The organism is Dictyobacter sp. Z7_2, from assembly GCF_057551105.1.
Map to the genome: position 1 here is coordinate 655,470 of NZ_BAAJPE010000002.1, position 17,140 is coordinate 672,609.

At 51.9% G+C, this 17,140-nt stretch carries 10 protein-coding genes and 1 pseudogene; 4 read left to right on the forward strand and 7 right to left on the reverse strand.

The genetic code is table 11. The annotated features are described in order from the left end of the window. The first annotated feature begins 463 nt into the window (after positions 1 to 463). Positions 464 to 1,306, forward strand: a complete 843-nt coding sequence (locus AC27N8_RS16140) for an alpha/beta hydrolase (protein WP_487068416.1) — start codon at positions 464 to 466, stop codon at positions 1,304 to 1,306. Between the two features lie 72 nt (positions 1,307 to 1,378). Here AC27N8_RS16140 and AC27N8_RS16145 read toward each other — a convergent pair whose 3' ends face one another. The 4 genes and pseudogenes from AC27N8_RS16145 to AC27N8_RS16160 all read right to left on the reverse strand — a co-directional run bounded on the left by AC27N8_RS16145 (position 1,379) and on the right by AC27N8_RS16160 (position 6,231). Beyond that, positions 1,379 to 2,464, reverse strand: coding sequence for a thioredoxin family protein (locus AC27N8_RS16145; RefSeq protein WP_487068417.1), 1,086 nt, complete (start codon positions 2,462 to 2,464; stop codon positions 1,379 to 1,381). Between the two features lie 154 nt (positions 2,465 to 2,618). Further along, positions 2,619 to 3,788 (reverse strand): annotated as a pseudogene (locus AC27N8_RS16150) (epoxide hydrolase family protein); the annotation flags it as partial. Positions 3,789 to 3,925: 137 nt separating this feature from the next. Then, complete coding sequence (locus AC27N8_RS16155) at positions 3,926 to 4,981, reverse strand: alpha/beta fold hydrolase (protein WP_487068418.1); 1,056 nt, start codon at positions 4,979 to 4,981, stop codon at positions 3,926 to 3,928. Between the two features lie 386 nt (positions 4,982 to 5,367). Next, a complete protein-coding gene (locus AC27N8_RS16160; RefSeq protein ID WP_487068419.1) occupies positions 5,368 to 6,231 on the reverse strand; it encodes an alpha/beta fold hydrolase in 864 nt (287 codons plus the stop codon). 286 nt (positions 6,232 to 6,517) lie between these two features. On the opposite strand from AC27N8_RS16160, the gene AC27N8_RS16165 reads away from it, so the two are divergent. After that, positions 6,518 to 10,201 carry a WD40 domain-containing protein gene (locus tag AC27N8_RS16165; protein ID WP_487068420.1) on the forward strand — a complete coding sequence of 1,228 codons (3,684 nt, stop codon included), beginning with the start codon at positions 6,518 to 6,520 and terminating at the stop codon, positions 10,199 to 10,201. A gap of 199 nt (positions 10,202 to 10,400) precedes the next feature. Then, positions 10,401 to 11,672: an acyl-CoA dehydrogenase family protein gene (locus AC27N8_RS16170; RefSeq protein WP_487068421.1), complete on the forward strand. Its 1,272-nt coding sequence runs from the start codon at positions 10,401 to 10,403 to the stop codon at positions 11,670 to 11,672. A gap of 514 nt (positions 11,673 to 12,186) precedes the next feature. Here the strand turns inward: AC27N8_RS16170 and AC27N8_RS16175 are convergent. The 3 genes from AC27N8_RS16175 to AC27N8_RS16185 form a co-directional block, all read right to left on the reverse strand. Further along, complete coding sequence (locus AC27N8_RS16175; RefSeq protein WP_487068422.1) at positions 12,187 to 12,774, reverse strand: dihydrofolate reductase family protein; 588 nt, start codon at positions 12,772 to 12,774, stop codon at positions 12,187 to 12,189. A gap of 130 nt (positions 12,775 to 12,904) precedes the next feature. Beyond that, entirely contained in the window at positions 12,905 to 13,591 is a 687-nt protein-coding gene (locus AC27N8_RS16180) for a helix-turn-helix domain-containing protein (protein WP_487068423.1), read from the reverse strand. Between the two features lie 126 nt (positions 13,592 to 13,717). Continuing rightward, positions 13,718 to 16,369: a tetratricopeptide repeat protein gene (locus tag AC27N8_RS16185; protein WP_487068424.1), complete on the reverse strand. Its 2,652-nt coding sequence runs from the start codon at positions 16,367 to 16,369 to the stop codon at positions 13,718 to 13,720. Positions 16,370 to 16,624: 255 nt separating this feature from the next. On the opposite strand from AC27N8_RS16185, the gene AC27N8_RS16190 reads away from it, so the two are divergent. Continuing rightward, on the forward strand, positions 16,625 to 17,044 hold the full coding sequence (locus AC27N8_RS16190; protein WP_487068425.1) for a beta/gamma crystallin domain-containing protein: 420 nt from the start codon (positions 16,625 to 16,627) through the stop codon (positions 17,042 to 17,044). The last annotated feature ends 96 nt before the right edge of the window (positions 17,045 to 17,140 follow it).

Consider the following 17,140-nt stretch of genomic DNA (forward strand, 5'->3'; position numbering starts at 1 on the left):
AGCACACCAGAACTGCACAAGATGCGCTTTTTCACTACTTTTTCTATCAGTATAGCCCCAGACATACATCCTGTCATGGGCCAAAGGAAACATTGTTAAGTTGGACATCCCGTATTGCCTGACCCAACGAAATAATCCAAACCAAACGACGCACAACCAATCATGAGTGTCTAATTCACCATAGCTACATCAAGGAGACAGTGTAAAGCCATACCACTACATCTTTTGGGCCATAGGATAGCCATGCCAGAAATACACCATTTGGGACATGTCTTTCTCCTCCTTTTCTTCCATACTCAAAATATACCAATAGAAAAAGATCAATTCTATTTTCAATCAGATCGTGCATCACCAATTTTCTGCGCAAAGCCAAACATCATAAAGGGTTACATATGTACCAAAATGCACTAATATGCATTAATATGCAAAATGAGCCCTTCTGACAACCCAAAGGAGTACTGATATGGAAACCCTGACAACTCGTGAACAGCAAGAGATCGAGCGTGCCAATGCCTCAGGATTGCAGCCAGTCGTGTTCGTGCACGGACTCTGGCTCCTCGCATCCAGTTGGGATCCCTGGCGTGCATTCTTTGAGGAGCGAGGCTATACTACTCTTGCCCCCGGCTGGCCTGATGATCCAGAAACCGTTGTCAATGCAAAAGACGATCCAGAAACCTTTGCGAATAAACGGATTAAACAGATCGTGGATCATTTCAGTAATGTGATAAGCCACCTCAACAAGAGACCTGTAATCATTGGGCATTCCTTCGGCGGACTTTTCGCGCAGCAACTGGCCGATCGAGAATTATCCGTTGCGACAGTGGCCATTGATCCAGCTGGATTCCGTGGTGTACTGCCATTGCCGCTCTCTGAGCTCAAATCAGGCTCGCCGGTTCTGAGCAATCCAGCCAACTACCACCGGTCAGTCGCGCTGACATTCGAACAGTTCCATTATGGTTTTACCAACGAGCTAGACGAAACGGAAGCTCGTCAGCTCTATGAAACATTCGCTGTTCCTGGTCCTGGTACACCCCTTTTTCAGGCCGCCGCCGCCAACCTCAACCCCTGGACAGAGGATAAAGTAGATACAAAAAATCCTGAGCGTGGACCACTTTTGCTGATTGCTGGCGAGAAAGACCATACAGTCCCGGCAGTCGTGGTCAAAGCCGCGTACAAACTACAACAGAGCAATCCCGCTACCACCGAATTCCACGAACTCGCTGGTCGTGGGCACTCGCTGATCATTGATCATGGATGGCCTGAAGTCGCTGAAATCGCCCTCGAGTTTATCAAGCAACACCAGTAACAAACGCTGTAGCTCTGACATGTTCACCAGATACTCTCTAGAGGTTGCTCAAGTTTGCTCTGGTGTCATGAATCAGCCAAACGTAAAGACAAAGACCTCTACGCCTGCATCGAGAAACTCGATCTCAAACTGCCGATCAGTAATGGGCTTCGGTTGGCGGATCAGCTGATAGAGCCGCTGTTGACTCACCACACCGTTGCCCTGGTCATCAATGTCAATGCCATGAGCCGCGCCTGGCAGTTGTCCATCGATGCGCACGCGAAAGCGTACAGATGTTCCTCGCACTGCCGGCCCCATGACCAGATGTAGGTCGCGGGCATGAAAGCGAGACACGATCCTCCCGTTGGCTTTATTTAACACCGATGCCTGTTGCTCCACCGTCCAATCCCCCGCAATGGCCCAATGATTGAGCCTCAACTTGGCGGGAACTACATAGACGCGACGTGTGTCCAGGACCGCACCGCCGGGGGACGCAAGGTGCTCAGCACGCTCATAGCCGACATAAGTTTCCGGAGATCTCAAACTGTCCCAATCGGCAGCCGCTTCAGCACCACGAGCATCGACTGAAACCAGTTCATGATCGATGCCCCCTCTGCCAGCTTCTATCAGTAAGTTTTGAAGGACCTGCTCGGATTGTTCATATGCGCCCTCGCCGAAGTAGTGATGTCGAAGGTGTCCTTGCGCATCAACGAAGTAGAGGGCTGGCCAGTAGTGGTTCACAAAAGTACGCCAGATTGCATAGTCGTTATCAATCGCAATGGGATAATCGATACGCATATCCCTGACTGCTCGGCGAACATTCTCAATGTCACGCTCAAAGGGAAACTCAGGAGTGTGCACGCCAATCACTACTACTCCTTGCTCCTGATATTTCTCGGCCCATGCACGGACATAGGGCAGTGAGCGAAGCCAATTGATACAGGTATAGGTCCAGAAGTTAATGAGCACGACCTTTCCTCTCAGGTCGGCTGTCGAGAGTGACTGCGAATTGAGCCACGCAGTCGCACGCTCCAGAGAAGGCATCTCACCTTCAAAAGGGAGAGAAATGGTAGTGGGCGCCATCTGCTGCTCTGCGCTTTCGTCCTTGGAGAAGAGTGCCATCGAAGCTCCGCTGGCGCGAGCGTGTTTAGTAGAGAACAAGGGCCGGTTTGCTTTCATGATACATACCTTCCATAGGATTGGATAGATGGCAATGTGCATCGGCACCATTGCCGATGCCAACATCCAACGACTTGAGTTCGCCGCATGATATATTTCCCCACATCATCGTGGAGGGTGGACATACTAGCATAGAGGTCTCAGTACGCGCCCATCAGCGCAGTGATCGGAACGCCGCGTACATCTCTTGCGAAAAGAGTTGCGGCTGTTCCCACGCTGCAAAGTGGCCCCCTCTGTCGAGCTTGTTGTAATAGATAAGTTTGGGATACGCCCGCTCTGTCCAACTCTGCGGAGCCTGATAGAGCTCGTCAGGAAAGGCGCTCACCGCAACAGGGATTGCGACACCTTTTGGGGCGAAAAAGGCAAGCTTGCTTTCCCAATACAGACGAGCCGATGAGATCGCAGTGTTCGTCAACCAGTAAAGTGTCACGTTGTCAAGAACGTCGTCTCGTGTGAGACCACCCGTATGTTCGTCAAAGGAGCGCGCGATGAGAGCGTAACTGCTAGCATCGTGGTCAAGCATCCAGGCGGCCAAACCAATGGGTGAATCCGCAATCCCGTAAAGCGTCTGCGGGCGGTTCCCCATCTCCTGGGAGTAAGCAAGGCCATGTTTATAGAAAAAGTCCAGCTGATCGTACGCGTGCCGTTCATCAGCAGAGAGACCGGATGGTGGCGGATCACCAAACTGGAGTGCCCTGGCGACATCGTCTGGGACGGTGGCAGGCATGTTGGTGTGAATGCCGAGTAATTCAGGAGGCATTTGCAGAGCCATCTGTTCCGTCACAGCATTGCCCCAATCGCCACCTTGCGCTACAAATCGCGTGTATCCCAACCGCTTCATCAACACAATCCACGCACGTGCGACACGGATGGGGTCCCAGCCGGTCATGGTCGGCTTACCTGAGAACCCGTAGCCCGGCAGCGACGGAATCACCAGATCGAAAGCGTCCGACGCACTGCCGCCATGGGCCGTAGGATTAGTCAGTGGATCGATGATCTTGATCTGCTCAATAACCGAGCCGGGCCAGCCATGCGTAACTATGAGTGGCAACGCATGTTCATGTCTCGAACGAACATGAATGAAATGAATATCGAGCCCATCAATCTCGGTTATAAACTGCGGCAGGGCATTGAGTTGCATCTCGAACCGCCGGAAGTCGTAGTCGGTCCCCCAGTAACGCGCGAGTTGCTGCATTGTCGCCAGTTGCACGCCCTGTGACGCATCTGCGACGGTCTCCTTCTCGGGCCAGACTGTCGCGGTGATACGCCGACGCAATTCGGCGATCGCTTCTTCAGGAATATCGATGTGGAAGGGTCGAATAGCAAACTGCGTCTGTCTCGTTCTGTTGGTTTGGGTGTCCATAAGAGTTCTCCTTTGTTTTGATACCTTTCAGATTGATTACATAACGGGCCAATTCCCGATCTTGTGAACGTTTCCTTCCAAAGACAGCATGGAGAAATCTAATATTTATCAACATCGATGACAGCTTGAGCAAAGGCCTGCGGAGCTTCTTGAGGTAGATTGTGTCCAACACCTCCCGTGATGATCCGATGCGTATATCTGCCCGAAAATTTCTGGGCATAGGAACTGGCATCCGGATGGGGAGCACCATTGGCATCGCCTTCCAGCGTAATTGTAGGCACGGTAATATCTGGGCCTTTGGCAAGCCGCTGTTCCAATTCATCATATTGCGGTTCACCTTTAGCCAGTCCAAGCCGCCAGCGGTAGTTATGGATCACAATGTCAACGTGATCGGGATTCTCGAAAGCCACTGCACTGCGCTCGAACGTGGCATCGTCAAAGTTCCATTTTGGCGAAGCGATCTGCCAAATGAGCTTTGCGAAGTCGTGTCGGTATTCCTCGTAGCCAGCACGGCCACGTTCCGTAGCGAAGTAATACTGGTACCACCACTGGAGCTCAGCCTTCGGTGGTAACGGAACACTGCCAGCTTGCTGGCTGCCAATCAGATAACCGCTCACCGAGACAAGGGCCTTGCTGCGCTCTGGGAAGATGGCCGCAATGATATCAGCCGTACGTGCGCCCCAATCATAACCACCCAGGATGGCCTTTTCGATCTTGAGGGCATCCATCAAAGCAATGATATCGAGAGCGACTACCGACTGCTGGCCATTGCGAAAGGTTTTATTTGAAAGAAAGCGCGTGGTGCCATAACCACGCAGATACGGGACGATCACCCGGTAGCCGAGCCGTGCCAGCAAAGGCGCCACATCAACATAACTGTGAATATCGTAGGGCCAGCCATGCAGCAGGATGACGACGGGACCATTGGGAGGACCTGCTTCCGCGTATCCAATATTGAGAAGGCCGGCTTTGATCTGCTTAAGCGAAGTGAAGGATGTGTTCGTCCCCGGCTTCATTGCAGGCTGCTCAGCTGGTTGTACCGTACTTGCCTGTGCTTCTGCATAACCGGTCAGGCTAATCGGGGCAATAGCAAGCGTCATAGCCGCAGCGCCCAAAAAGTGACGACGATCAAGAGTGGTGTTGGCATTACTCATACTCCTTTTCCCTTCTGATGATGTAATCTGCATAGTCACATTCCGATGATGCACCTGCGCCCTTATGGGGGTGCCATGACTTTGATCACCTGGCACCGATCCATACCAAAGTTATCCTGGTCAGGCTCACGGTGAAATCGAGAACGAGTGAGAAATCAAGTCAACCTGCCAGAAACTCTACTGGCCTTACAGGCGTATTGGCGCTCTGACACATATAACCAGTATGTAACGCATCTAACATACTTAAGTGTACTGAGAGAAGTCAGGGAAACAGTACCCAATCAGTCCCATTTCACGTCCCATGTTGATACCTCCTGCCATCTATTGAACAGAGACGTTTGGGTTCCAGATTGTTTGGGAAAACCAGACAATTTTTCCAATTAGGTTTACCTCGAACGTGTCAGGAAGCGATCAACCAGATTGGCAATTTCATCGGCTGCCGTATCCAGCGCGAAGTGACCGCCATCGACGATATGTACTTCAGCATCAGGCACATCGCGGCGGAACGCTTCCGGTTCGGAAGCATCAAACGAGAGTTCGTACTTTCCCCAAATTACGAGGAGGCGAGGCAGATTTTTGCGCATCCATTCCTGCCATTCAGGATAGGAAGCGACGTTGGATTGGTAATCGTAAAACAGATTGCTCTGAATGTCCGCCTGGCCCGGCTGACTGAGAAACCGGAATTCATCGATCCACAGATCGGGATCGTAGCGCTCGATCTGGGGATCATTGCCCACATGCCGCGTACGTGTGGTGGCAAGGGAGAGCAGGTTCGTGCGCAACGTTTCCTCATATCTGACACGATCAGCCCAAAAAGCGCGGCGAGGATTCCAGTTTTCTCCAAGGCCCGTACTATGTGCTACGGCATCCTGAACAATCAGCGCTTGCACACGCTCCGGGTGAGCCAGCACCATGCGAAAGCCAACAGGGCCACCATAGTCTTGCATGTAGAGGCTGTAATGAGTCAGGCCAAGCGTCTCGATAAAGTGTTCCATCACCGTCGTAATGTGGTCGAAGGTGTAAGCAAATTGTGTAGGATCAGGCCAATCGCTATGACCGAAACCCGGATAATCCGGGGCGATCAGGTGATAGCGTTCGGACAAGCGCTGCAACAGGGGCTCAAACATCCGCGAAGAGGATGGTAGGCCATGAAGCAACAGAAGAACTGGGGCGTCTTTAGGCCCAGCCTCTCGATAGAAAATAGATAGGTCATCGACCTGCACGCTGCGATAAGACACCGGGTATTTCATCAGATACTCCTTTTGCTGAGAGAGTCATCTACCTCTCTGCTCCCGAAACACGCTCTGTGCTCGCTGTCTACGTGTACAATCTGCTATGATAGAGGCAGAACATTAAGGGAAGTGCCTGGAAACACATGAGAGGTCCCAGGCACACCTTGCGTCACTGTGGACTGGCATGGAGCGCATCCGACAGGACTCAGTATATTGGCAAAAGTTGGGGAAATCAGTACCCAACCTGTCTCATTTCACGTCCCATGTGCGTTCTCTCCTGCCGTCCGTTGAAAGGAGTCTGCTTATGAGTAGGTCCTGGCACGGAGAGCCAGATTATATCTTTGGCCAGAGAATCTTGACCTTGCGCACCAATATCGGAGTGACACAAGCGGGACTGGCAGCAGTGTTGAGCATCTCGCGCAAAGCCGTGGGCCGTTGGGAAGCTGGTGAGACCTATCCCAAAGCTGTTCACCTGCAAGCCTTATTGGCATTGGCCCTACAGCAAGGTGCCTTTGCCGCTGGACAGGAGGAAGAGGAGATCCGAGCATTTTGGCGTGCGGCCCACCAGAAGGTGCTACTCAATGAGCGGTGGCTACAGCAATTACTCAATCAACCTACCATGCCTCAGAGTGAAGGCATAGTAGAACAGCCTTTTGACACTGGTCGGCATAGTGCGCCTTCCGCTAAAAGTGAACCAAAGGTGGATTGGAAGGAGGCACTCGATGTATACAGTTTCTATGGACGCGTGTCTGAACTGACCTTGCTCAGCCGATGGATCGGAGAGGATCGCTGTCGAGTTATCAGTGTACTAGGCATGGGAGGTATTGGCAAGTCGGCGCTAGTCGTCACAGTAATGTATCAGGTAGCCAGGCAGTTTGAGGTCGTGATCTGGCGCTCTCTTCGAGATATGCCCAACAGTGCCACACTGGTAGAGACCTGTTTACAGATACTAGCTCCACAAGTGAAGCCAACTGTTTCGAACGTTCTGGAAGACCACCTGCCTCTACTAATGGAGCAACTGCGTACTCGGCGGGTACTTCTGGTGTTGGACAATTGGGAGATCCTACTAGAAGATGGGACTAGCACAGGCCACCTGCGTGCAGATGCACAAGGCTATGACCAACTCCTGCGCCTTCTGGGGGAAACCAGACACCAGAGTTGCCTGTTGCTCACCAGCCGAGAAAAATTAGCAAATCTCGTGCCCCTGGAAGGCAAGCGCTCTCCAGTTCGAACTTTACGACTGGCCGGATTGGACGAGCAAGCGGGTGCTCAGTTGTTGGAGGAGAAAGAAGTCGTGGGCTCCCCACTGGATATAGTGCGACTGGTTGAGGTCTACCAGGGCAATCCGTTAGCATTAAAGATTGTAGGGCAGACCATTGCTGAACTCTTTGGTGGCGAAGTCCTCCCGTTTCTGAGGCATGGCAAGGTAATCTTTGGGGGGGTACGAGAACTGTTGGATGAGCACTATATTCGCCTCTCGGTGCTTGAGCAGACCGTCTTCTGCTGGCTGGCCATCCTGCGTGAACCGGTAAGTGTGGAGGATCTGTTGTCTGCCCTCAGTGAGCCCAAAGCTAACATCAACGTGCTTGAAGCTTTGGATGGACTCCTACGCCGCAGTTTAATTGAGCGGGGGCAATTGCCAGGAAGCTTCACACTACAGTCAGTGGTACTCGAATATGCGACGAGCAGAATCATCGAGTGGGCCGCAAGCGAGATTGAGCAAAGCAAACTTGGCTGCCTCATCGAATATGGGCTATGCCAGGCTCAGGCTAAGGAATACGTACGTCAGATCCAAGAGCGGCTGATCATCGTGCCCTTGCTCACCCGATTGCAGAGTATGTACCTGGGGCAAGCTGATCTGGAGGCACACTTGTACACTTTGCTCAACACTTTGCACGACTGGGACCATCTGGCTCAGGGGTATGGGCCAGCCAACCTGGTTACGCTGTTGCGGGTGTTACGGGGAGATCTGCGTGGCCTGGATCTTTCACGGCTCGTCATTCGAGGGGCATACTTGCAAGGGGTCGAGATGCAAGACACGAATCTATCCGGAGCTGTGTTGAGTAAATGCGTCTTTTCCGAGACTTTCGATGCCATTACCTCCGTGGCCATCAGCCGCAGTGGGCAGTACTGGGCAGCAGTCAGCAGGAGAGGAGAAGTGCGCGTGTGGCGTGACGAAGGTAAACTCCTGCATCAGGCCTGGAAGGCCCATGCAGACACGACGTTAGCCCTTGCATTGAGCCCTGATGAACACATGCTTGCCACTGTAAGCGAGGATGGTAGCCTCAAGTTGTGGGACCTCGAGAGTGGCGCCTTGCTCTGGTCACGCTGGCATACGCAGGGTGCATGGTGTCTGGCTTTTTCCCCCGATGGAAAGCTGCTAGCCAGCGGGGGTGTTGATCCGACTATCCGACTCTGGGATCCGAAGCTCGGCACTCTCCTGGGAGAATTGCCGCATCCCAGTTCAGTCATCTCGCTATCCTGGAGCTCGGATGGTGGTCTGCTGGCCAGTGGTGACTTCACGGGCACGATCCGCCTTTGGGAGATCCCACTCGGAGGGAGAGCCTCCTGTGTACAGACCCTCGCCGGACACAGCATGTGGGTGCACAGTCTGGCCTTTGCTCCCGATGGCAGCGTTCTCGTCAGCGCGAGTTGGGATGGCACCGTTAAGCTCTGGCAGGTCGAAAGTGGACACTATCTCCAGACGCTCTCGGGACATACAGATAGGGTACGGTGGGTGTCCTGGAGTCCTGATGGAGGAACGCTGGCCAGCGGCAGCTTTGACCACACCATCCGTCTGTGGAACGGGAAGCTCGGCACCTTGCGAGCAGTGCTGCAAGGACATCATGGTGAGGTGTATAGTCTGGCTTTTACGCCCGAGAGTCGCTACCTGCTCAGTGGCGGCGACGATGGCACCCTGCGGCTATGGGAGGTTGAACGTGCACAGTGCATACGTGTAGTCCAGGGCTCAGTGACCTCCCTCAACGACCTTGATTGGAGCCCTGACGGCAGGCAGTTGGTTAGTGGCGGCACGGATACGCTGGTCACCATCTGGGATGGAGTCAGTGGCAGGACGCAAGGCGTGTTGCGCGGTCATCGTAAGAATGTCTACGGCGTGGCATGGAGTCCTGATGGGGGCAGGCTGGCCAGTTCCGGGTGGGCAAGTGCCATCCGGCTATGGGACCCGACTTCTGGCTCCTGTCTCCAGACTATTGGGGACTCCGACTCCGCAGACACCCTCTTCTACGGCGTAACATGGAGTCCTGACGGAAAGCTGCTGGCCTGCGGCACCTATCAGCGTGGAATACAGGTATGGGACGTAGCCGCACACACCCTGAGATGGGCAGATCGTGCACTAGCGACCTGGCTAAGGCGTGTGGCCTGGAGCCCGGATGGCACGTGGGTGGCTGGAGGGGGGGATGATAGCATCCTCTATCTGTGGGATGCGACCATTGGCACGCAGCAGCGGCAACTGAAGGGACATCAGGGAGCCGTCATGAACGTAGCCTGGAGTCCTGATGGGAACAGGCTAGCCTCCGTCGGTAGCACCCGAGGAGGTGGAGAGCTCTTCGTGTGGGATACAGGTAGTGGAAAGCAGGTGCATGCCTTTGAAGGATACCTGGGGGGAGCCGCCACACTGAGCTGGGTCCCAAGAGGGGAGATGTTGATCAGTGGAGGTGGTGACGGCAGGCTACGCTGGTGGGATCTGAAGAGTGGGAAATGCGTTCGAGTACGAGAGGCACATCAGGGCACTGTGCAAGCACTCAAGATGAGTCCAGGTGGGGACATGCTAGCCAGTTGCGGCGATGACGGGGCCATCCGACTGTGGAACATGGAGAGCGGCGAGATGTTACACACACTGCGGCGGGATCGACTCTATGAGCGGCTCAAGATCACAGACGTCCAAGGCCTCACCAATGCACAAAAGTCATCCTTGCAAGCATTGGGAGCATTAGACGTGAGGGAGCCTTCACCAACATCTTTGTAGTCTCAACATGATGAGATGACTGATAATAGAAGAGACTGTTTCAGCTTGACCAATACTGTTTAGATTCATATACTAGAAATGGCCTCCTGGTCACTCTCTCTGTTGGTTTCGTAATGCTGCTTTTCTCCAAATGGTCAGTTTCAGAGTCCTGTCTGTTGCTGCTGCTAGATAGCAGCACACGAAGAGAAAGGAAACTCACATGCCAATTGACTTCACACTGAGCTTAGAACAACGCTTACTCCAGGACAATGCCCATGCCTTTGCCGAGGAGGTATTGGCGCCTATTTCAGAGCAAATTGATGAGATTGCAGATCCAACTGAGGCGTTTTATTTCACACGCACAGCATTCCGCGAAATGGCTAAAGCCGGGTTCACGAAGTCGTTCATCCCTGTGGTCAATGGGGGCCTGGGCTTCGGACTGGTTGATTTTGCCCTTGCTGTCGAGGAATTAGCACGCGTGGATGTCAATGTCCCCACGACGCTACTGGCCAGTGGCGTCGGGCTCCAACCAGTCATTCAATTCGGAAACGCAGCCCAACGCAAACAGTTCCTTCAGCCCTTCATCGATGATACAGATGGAGAATTGCTCGCTGCATTCGCCTTTACAGAGGTAGGTGGAGGCGCAAATTTCGACTCCACTGATGCGGAAGCGGGAGTGCAGACCTTCGCCTATCGCGATGGAGATGCATGGGTTATCACCGGGCAAAAACACTACACCACCAGTGGTTCTGGCTGGCACGGCAAAGGAGCTCATCTGTACTCCGTCGTCTGCCGAACCGACCTTACCAAAGGAGCACATGAATCGCTGGCAGTAGTGATGGTACCGGGGGACGCTGCTGGCGTACAGGTCATCGATGCCTACGACAAACTAGGAAATCGCGGGGTGATGTCTTCTCGCGTCCACTTTAAGGAAGTCCGGGTTCCAGCAAACCATCTCATTGGTCGTCCATGCCAGGGGCTGGAGATCGTGTCGGGCACGTTCTCCTGGTCAGCAGCGCTCATCGCAGCGGCCTGCGTCGGCGTAATGCGCGCTGCCTTTGATTACGCCCTTGACTTTGCAAAATCAGAGCGGCGCCTGGGTTCGGGACCAATCATCGAGCATCAGAATGTTGGCTACATGCTCGCTGACATCAAGATGCGAATTGAGGCAGCTCGCTACATGACCTGGAAGGCCTGCCATTACCTTGAGCAAACGGATGGGCACGGGGAAGAGCTAGCGATTATGGCCAAGGTCTATTGTTCGGAACTCGCGGTGCAGGTCATCTACGATGCGATGCGTCTGGTCGGTGTGGAAAGCTATACGAAAAAGACGCCATTGGAGCGCTTACTACGAGATGCACTTGTTTTCCCTCTATACGATGGGGGGAACATGGGAATGCGTCGGCGTCAATTGCATGCTCTTTTTACCCAACCTGGATATGATTCGATGCTTGCAGCACAGGGACGCGTTCCTCCTTGGAGAGAACAATAGCGTCTAAGAGCTGTGCCCGGCTTTTTCTCATCATGGAAACCTGCTCACGTGCGACACCTTTCTGCAAGGCGTGCTGCTATAGGATATACCAACCCACTTCTCTACGCCGGGGTCTGGTCGCGTGTGCAGGTTGTCCAGCGAGAGCTATGATGGTTTCATTTATGCCTGGGACACCAATTGAGAATCACCTTTGCCCAGGTAGTCGGCTTCACGTCCCATCCCATATTTGACGCATCACTTTGTATGCCCATATTTTTTCACAACGATATTTTGCTATAATCTCACCCTGGGAGGCGGAGCCACTATGGACGCCGGCTCTTATCCCATCAACCTCTTACGCTGCTTGACTGGGAAGGGGCCAGATCAGGAACGGTTGATATGCCTGACAGTCTGTTGTTACACGGGAATGTGTCCACAACATGATAGTCCCCTTGCTGACACAATCACTGTCACTTCGTGTGAAGCGGCCTGTGATTGGCCTGCAAGGGGACAGATACCGCGTGTCTGCCTTCTGCTACTTTGCCGAGCGATCCGGTTCATAGCGCAGGGCCACAACTCCACTTTGAAAGGTCTTTGAGGCCAGCAGTCTGAGCGGGAATGAACGAGTAACGCCAGTAAAGAGGGCCTTGCCCTCGCCAAGGATCGTTGGATTGATATTGATGCGATATTCGTCAATCAGGTCCAGTTCCATAAACGTGCGCGCTAGCATGGGACTGCCGAGGAACCAAATATCTTTACCTGGCTGCTGTTTGATGGCATTAATTTCTTCGGCGATGTGATCCTTAATCAGTACGGTATTCTGTGCATTGTTCCACGCAACGCGCTCCAATGTGCGCGAGACCACAATCTTGGTGGCAGCGTCCAGGAAGCGCGCGTGTTCGAGTTCGGCTGGAGTGCTGGCGGGATCGCTCGGCACCGTGAGCCAGTAGCTAGCCATGCCTTCATACGTTCTGCGTCCCCAGATCACGGCATCTGTGAGCGTGTGCAAGGAATGGGAATCCTGCTCCAATTCGTGATCATACGCAATCCAATCCAGTTCGTCATTGGGACCCGAGGTAAAGCCATTCAGCGAAAGATGGATTAGAGAAATGATTTTTCTCATTGCATACTCCTTTGATCGTTCAACTCTGAAGTAACGAGTGTCGCTGCTTTCTTCACAGGAAGAGTCAGCAACACGATTATACTCGAACAGAGGGGGAGCGTCTTGAAGAAAATGGCCATCCAATAAGGTTTTAGCGGCGCGTCAGCCCATGTTGAGTCCGAGCGATGAGGGAGGGAGTGGAGCCAATGAAATGCTTCAGTGCCCGAGTCAGATGGGACTGGTCCGCATACCCGGTTTGATATGCCGCGTCGATCAGCGAAACGCCCTGCTCCAGAAGCGAGGTGGCCTGTTTGGCGCGCTCGATCTGCTCAATTGTCTTGTAGGGAAGCCCGGTCGCCAGGACAAAGCGGCGTCTGATAGTACGCAACGACATCTCTACCGGATGATGCGCCAGGACCGCCTGCACCAAGGGATCAGAGACCAGCACATGCTGGCGAACCAGGCGCTCAATAAAGGTCTCAACATTTTCATAGTCAGGGATCGGCCAACTGGAGTCAGCCAGATGAAAGGATGTGTGCGAGGCCAGGGGCAGGAACGCCTGCTCATCCAGTAAGCGTTGAATGGAGAGTGCGGGCAGAAAAGTACCGAGAGGAAACGTGACCCCGAACCACTCAGTCCCTTCGGGTTGAGCCACAGGGGTCGCTCTGGTCAACGGTCCCTGTACAAAAATATGCAGCCTGTCGTACCGCTTGAGAAAGAGTAAATGCCATTGTCCGGAAGCCGGGCAGACAGGGGTATATCCTTGCCCGGCTCCGCCACGCCAGACTGTCTCAATAGAAGGAGAGTCAGAACCTCTCCCCTCAAAATACGTCTCCAAATAGTTTCCTCCTTGCAAAGCACCATGCCTTCTTTTTGCTTTAAGATGGCATTCTCACAGAGGCCAAAAAAAACGGAAACAGTGTATGAACGCCTGGTGTGGCATATCATCTCGGCCTCTCTTTGTCTACTTACGTTCGGCATTCCTCTTTATATGGTCTAGCCAATCTCCAACCTGTTTTTCTATCATATGCTCCATCTTTGCAAACATCACCTGACTGGCGTGTCCCAGACGATACGCCTCGACAAAGTTGCCTCTGGCAGCCTCGACACGAGCCAGTCCATAGAGAGCAGACGCTTTTAAATAGTGAGATTCTAGTTGTTCTGCTTTTGCGAATACTCGTTGAAACGCTTCTTGCGCCTCTGGTATTTGTTTTCGTTTGAGATGGAGCTCTCCAATCTCATACAATGTTTCATGGTAGAGCCAATCAGATCCAACCCTACCAGCCATCTCCAAACTTTCCTGTAGATATATTTCTGCCAGTTTCCATTGCTTTCTGGTCCCAGCCAAAATGCCCATATTTTGTAAAATACCGCTCTCGCGCATATAATTCTCGTTTTTTCGAGCCAATTTAAGCGCTTCCTGATAATAGGTTTCTGCCTGAGTATAGTATTTTTGCCGAAATGCGAGCATCCCCATATTCATCAAAAGTGCGCTAATGCGTTGCTCATCATGAATTCGTTGCGCGCATTCCATACCTTCCTGATAGTATTCTCTGGCCTGAACATATGCTCCACTCCATTCTGCTTTCACTCCCAGGTTCTGTAATAATTCACTCATGGTGCGCCAGTCGTGTTCCTGACGGGCAAGTTCTAGCGCTTGAAGATAATATGTGTTTCCTTGAACTGGATTGCCATAGTAATCATCCGCAATTTCTCCCAGATTTCTCAGAATGAGAGCTGTTATGGAGTTGTTCCTCTGTTCTTGCGCCATTTCCAACCCCTCTTGAAAATAGTGATTTGCTCGGGGTAAGTCCCCACGAAGGAAAATAACCTCTCCTGTATAGGCAAGCAATTGAGTCATCAGTTCCTTGTTTAGCTTCTTGCGTGCTCCCGCGAGCCCTTCCAGATACGCGTCTTCAGCCGTCTGTAAATCGCCGCGAAGTTGGGCAATTCTGCCCAGGTAAAACCAGCTTCTGGTTAGCTCTTCATCGTCGCCTGTAGATACGGCAGCTTGCTGTGCCTGATTGAGGTATTTCACAGCCAACGTATACAGTCCCCTTGCTATCAGGAAAGGAACAAAACGGTTGACTCCTTGCTGAAGTGCAGCCATCATCTCATGACGATGAGCCAGCTTGAAGGCAGTCAGAATATTCATATGCTCCTGTTCGAGTACATCATGATGATGTTGATGATCACTCACCAGAGCCACGAAAAACAACACCATCTGTTTTTCCACCTTCGTGTCAGTACGATACTGTTGCGTATAATCAGCGATGGTCTGATGTAACATATAGCGGTTAGGGCTGTGACTTTCTAATAATCCTGCGTCCGTAAACTGATCGAGATCTTCTTCTGAGAGCTCACAGATTGCCAGGGCAGCCGCTTCCGAAAAGCTATGAGGTTTGGCTGGAAAGATAGAAAGGGCACGAAACCTTTCGCGCACCTGAGTATCCAATTGCTGCTCACTGATTTCGATGGTTGCTTGTAGGGAAAGCGACGTACTCACAGGCAGGCTGGGATGATGATCGAGAAGCGCTTGTGGGGCCGCCAGACGAAGCCGTGTATCAATGTGATGGAGTTGTTCCAATGCCTTACGAACCCGACGAGGTTGGCGATCATGGGCCTGCACTTGAAGATATTTTCCCATCAGGGTGAGAGCGAGAGGAAGACCACCCACAGAATGGATCAGTTCCTGCACTTCGTGAAACTCATCGATCACAACAGTAGGTGCGAACTGTCGCAAGAGAGTCATACTGTTTTCTTCATTTAACTCTTGAAGCGGGACAGCATTCTCGCCAGCGAAGTGCAATGCCAGTGGTGGGAAGCGCGTCGTCACGAGATGAACACACTGCCTGCCTCCTATCTGAAACTGTAAAGCGGTTGTGATTTCCCAGGCATCATCAAGAATGAGGAGCATGCGGCGTGTGCCAATGGCATCCCGAAGCATTTGCGCAAGAACCTCAAAACGTTGTGTTTTTGCCAATGCCATCTCCTGCAATGTAAGACCAAGCAGGCTTCCCAAACGGCTGAGCAGGCGAAATTGATCTGGTTCTCGACCCAGTCCAGTCCAGAGAATACCGTCAGAAAAGCGTGTTGTTATGTCACGATCCTGCGAAAGAGCGATAGTAAGTGCTGTTTTTCCAACGCCTGGCAACCCATAGAGCGCAAATGACCCGGCATGAGTGAGCACCTGTTGTTTCAAGAAATGAAATTCGCTGCTTCGACCCACAAGAGTATCCTCTTTAAAGATGGAAGCCGGAATGGCGGGATCATAGATCTGAACGGGCTTATCTGACGACACCGGGCGAGAATCTGGGGATGAGGTTGGCGGAGGAAGAACCTGTTCTTTTGCTGTTTGAGTGCTCATCTCTCCCTCATAGGAGAGAACAGTTGGCGGATTGCCCGGGATAAAGCCAAGCTCCTGCGCGCTTTTGCCAAAGAGTACACAGAGTTTCATACGAAAATACGCACTTGGCTGCTGGTTTCCTCCTTCCCATCGCTGAATTGTCAGCATACTGGTTCCCAATTGATCTGCTAAATCGCGTTGTCGCCAGTTGCGCTTAAGGCGTTCCTGACGAATTTGCTGAGACCATTGTGCCGCATCCAATCGGCTCATGGTTGAATCCTTTCTCCAAGCAACAAGAAAATGCCCGCAATTCTGGTACCATTGAATAATACGAGCAAGAAGATGCCTTGTTGCAGGAGAACGATGCTTGGACGATGCCTGGATGATAGCAAACGAGGTTCCTGTAGAGGTGGGTAATGCAGTATGATCGAGGTGTAACAGAGAATATATCAGTAAGGAGCAAAATACTTAATAGGAGATATATTCTCTATATCATGTATAAACATGACAATATTGAAAGGAGCAATGATGAAACAGCATCCATTACGATTTCTACTTATCCCAGCCCTGTTGTGCGCTCTCTTTGGAGCTGCCTTTCTGAGTACCGCTGGAACGACCCACGCAGCTTCTGTTCAAAATCACACGGCGACACCTTTGATTAAAAGTGTCACTTGTACTTTTAGTGGGCTTCAGCTTGTAATGTATACTGATTATGGCGCAGATGTTGATTGTTTTGCGAATACAGGATCAGAAAACGTTGCTATCTACAATGTAACGTCTATCGGTAGCGGTGAACATACATTATCTTTTAGTTGGATCGGTTGTGATGGATCAACTCATTCATCCAAACTAAATCCTCGTACTAACTTGGATTCTGCAGATGCTCCTAATGGCTTTGCTGGTTGTACATACATAAGTAAAATTACTTATATCAGCTGGAACTAAAGAGTTACGTGTTTTGTGTAGATACATATATCTAAATACAAGATAACCATATGTATCTACATGCTTGCTGGATCTAGCACAATTTTAGTACAAGCG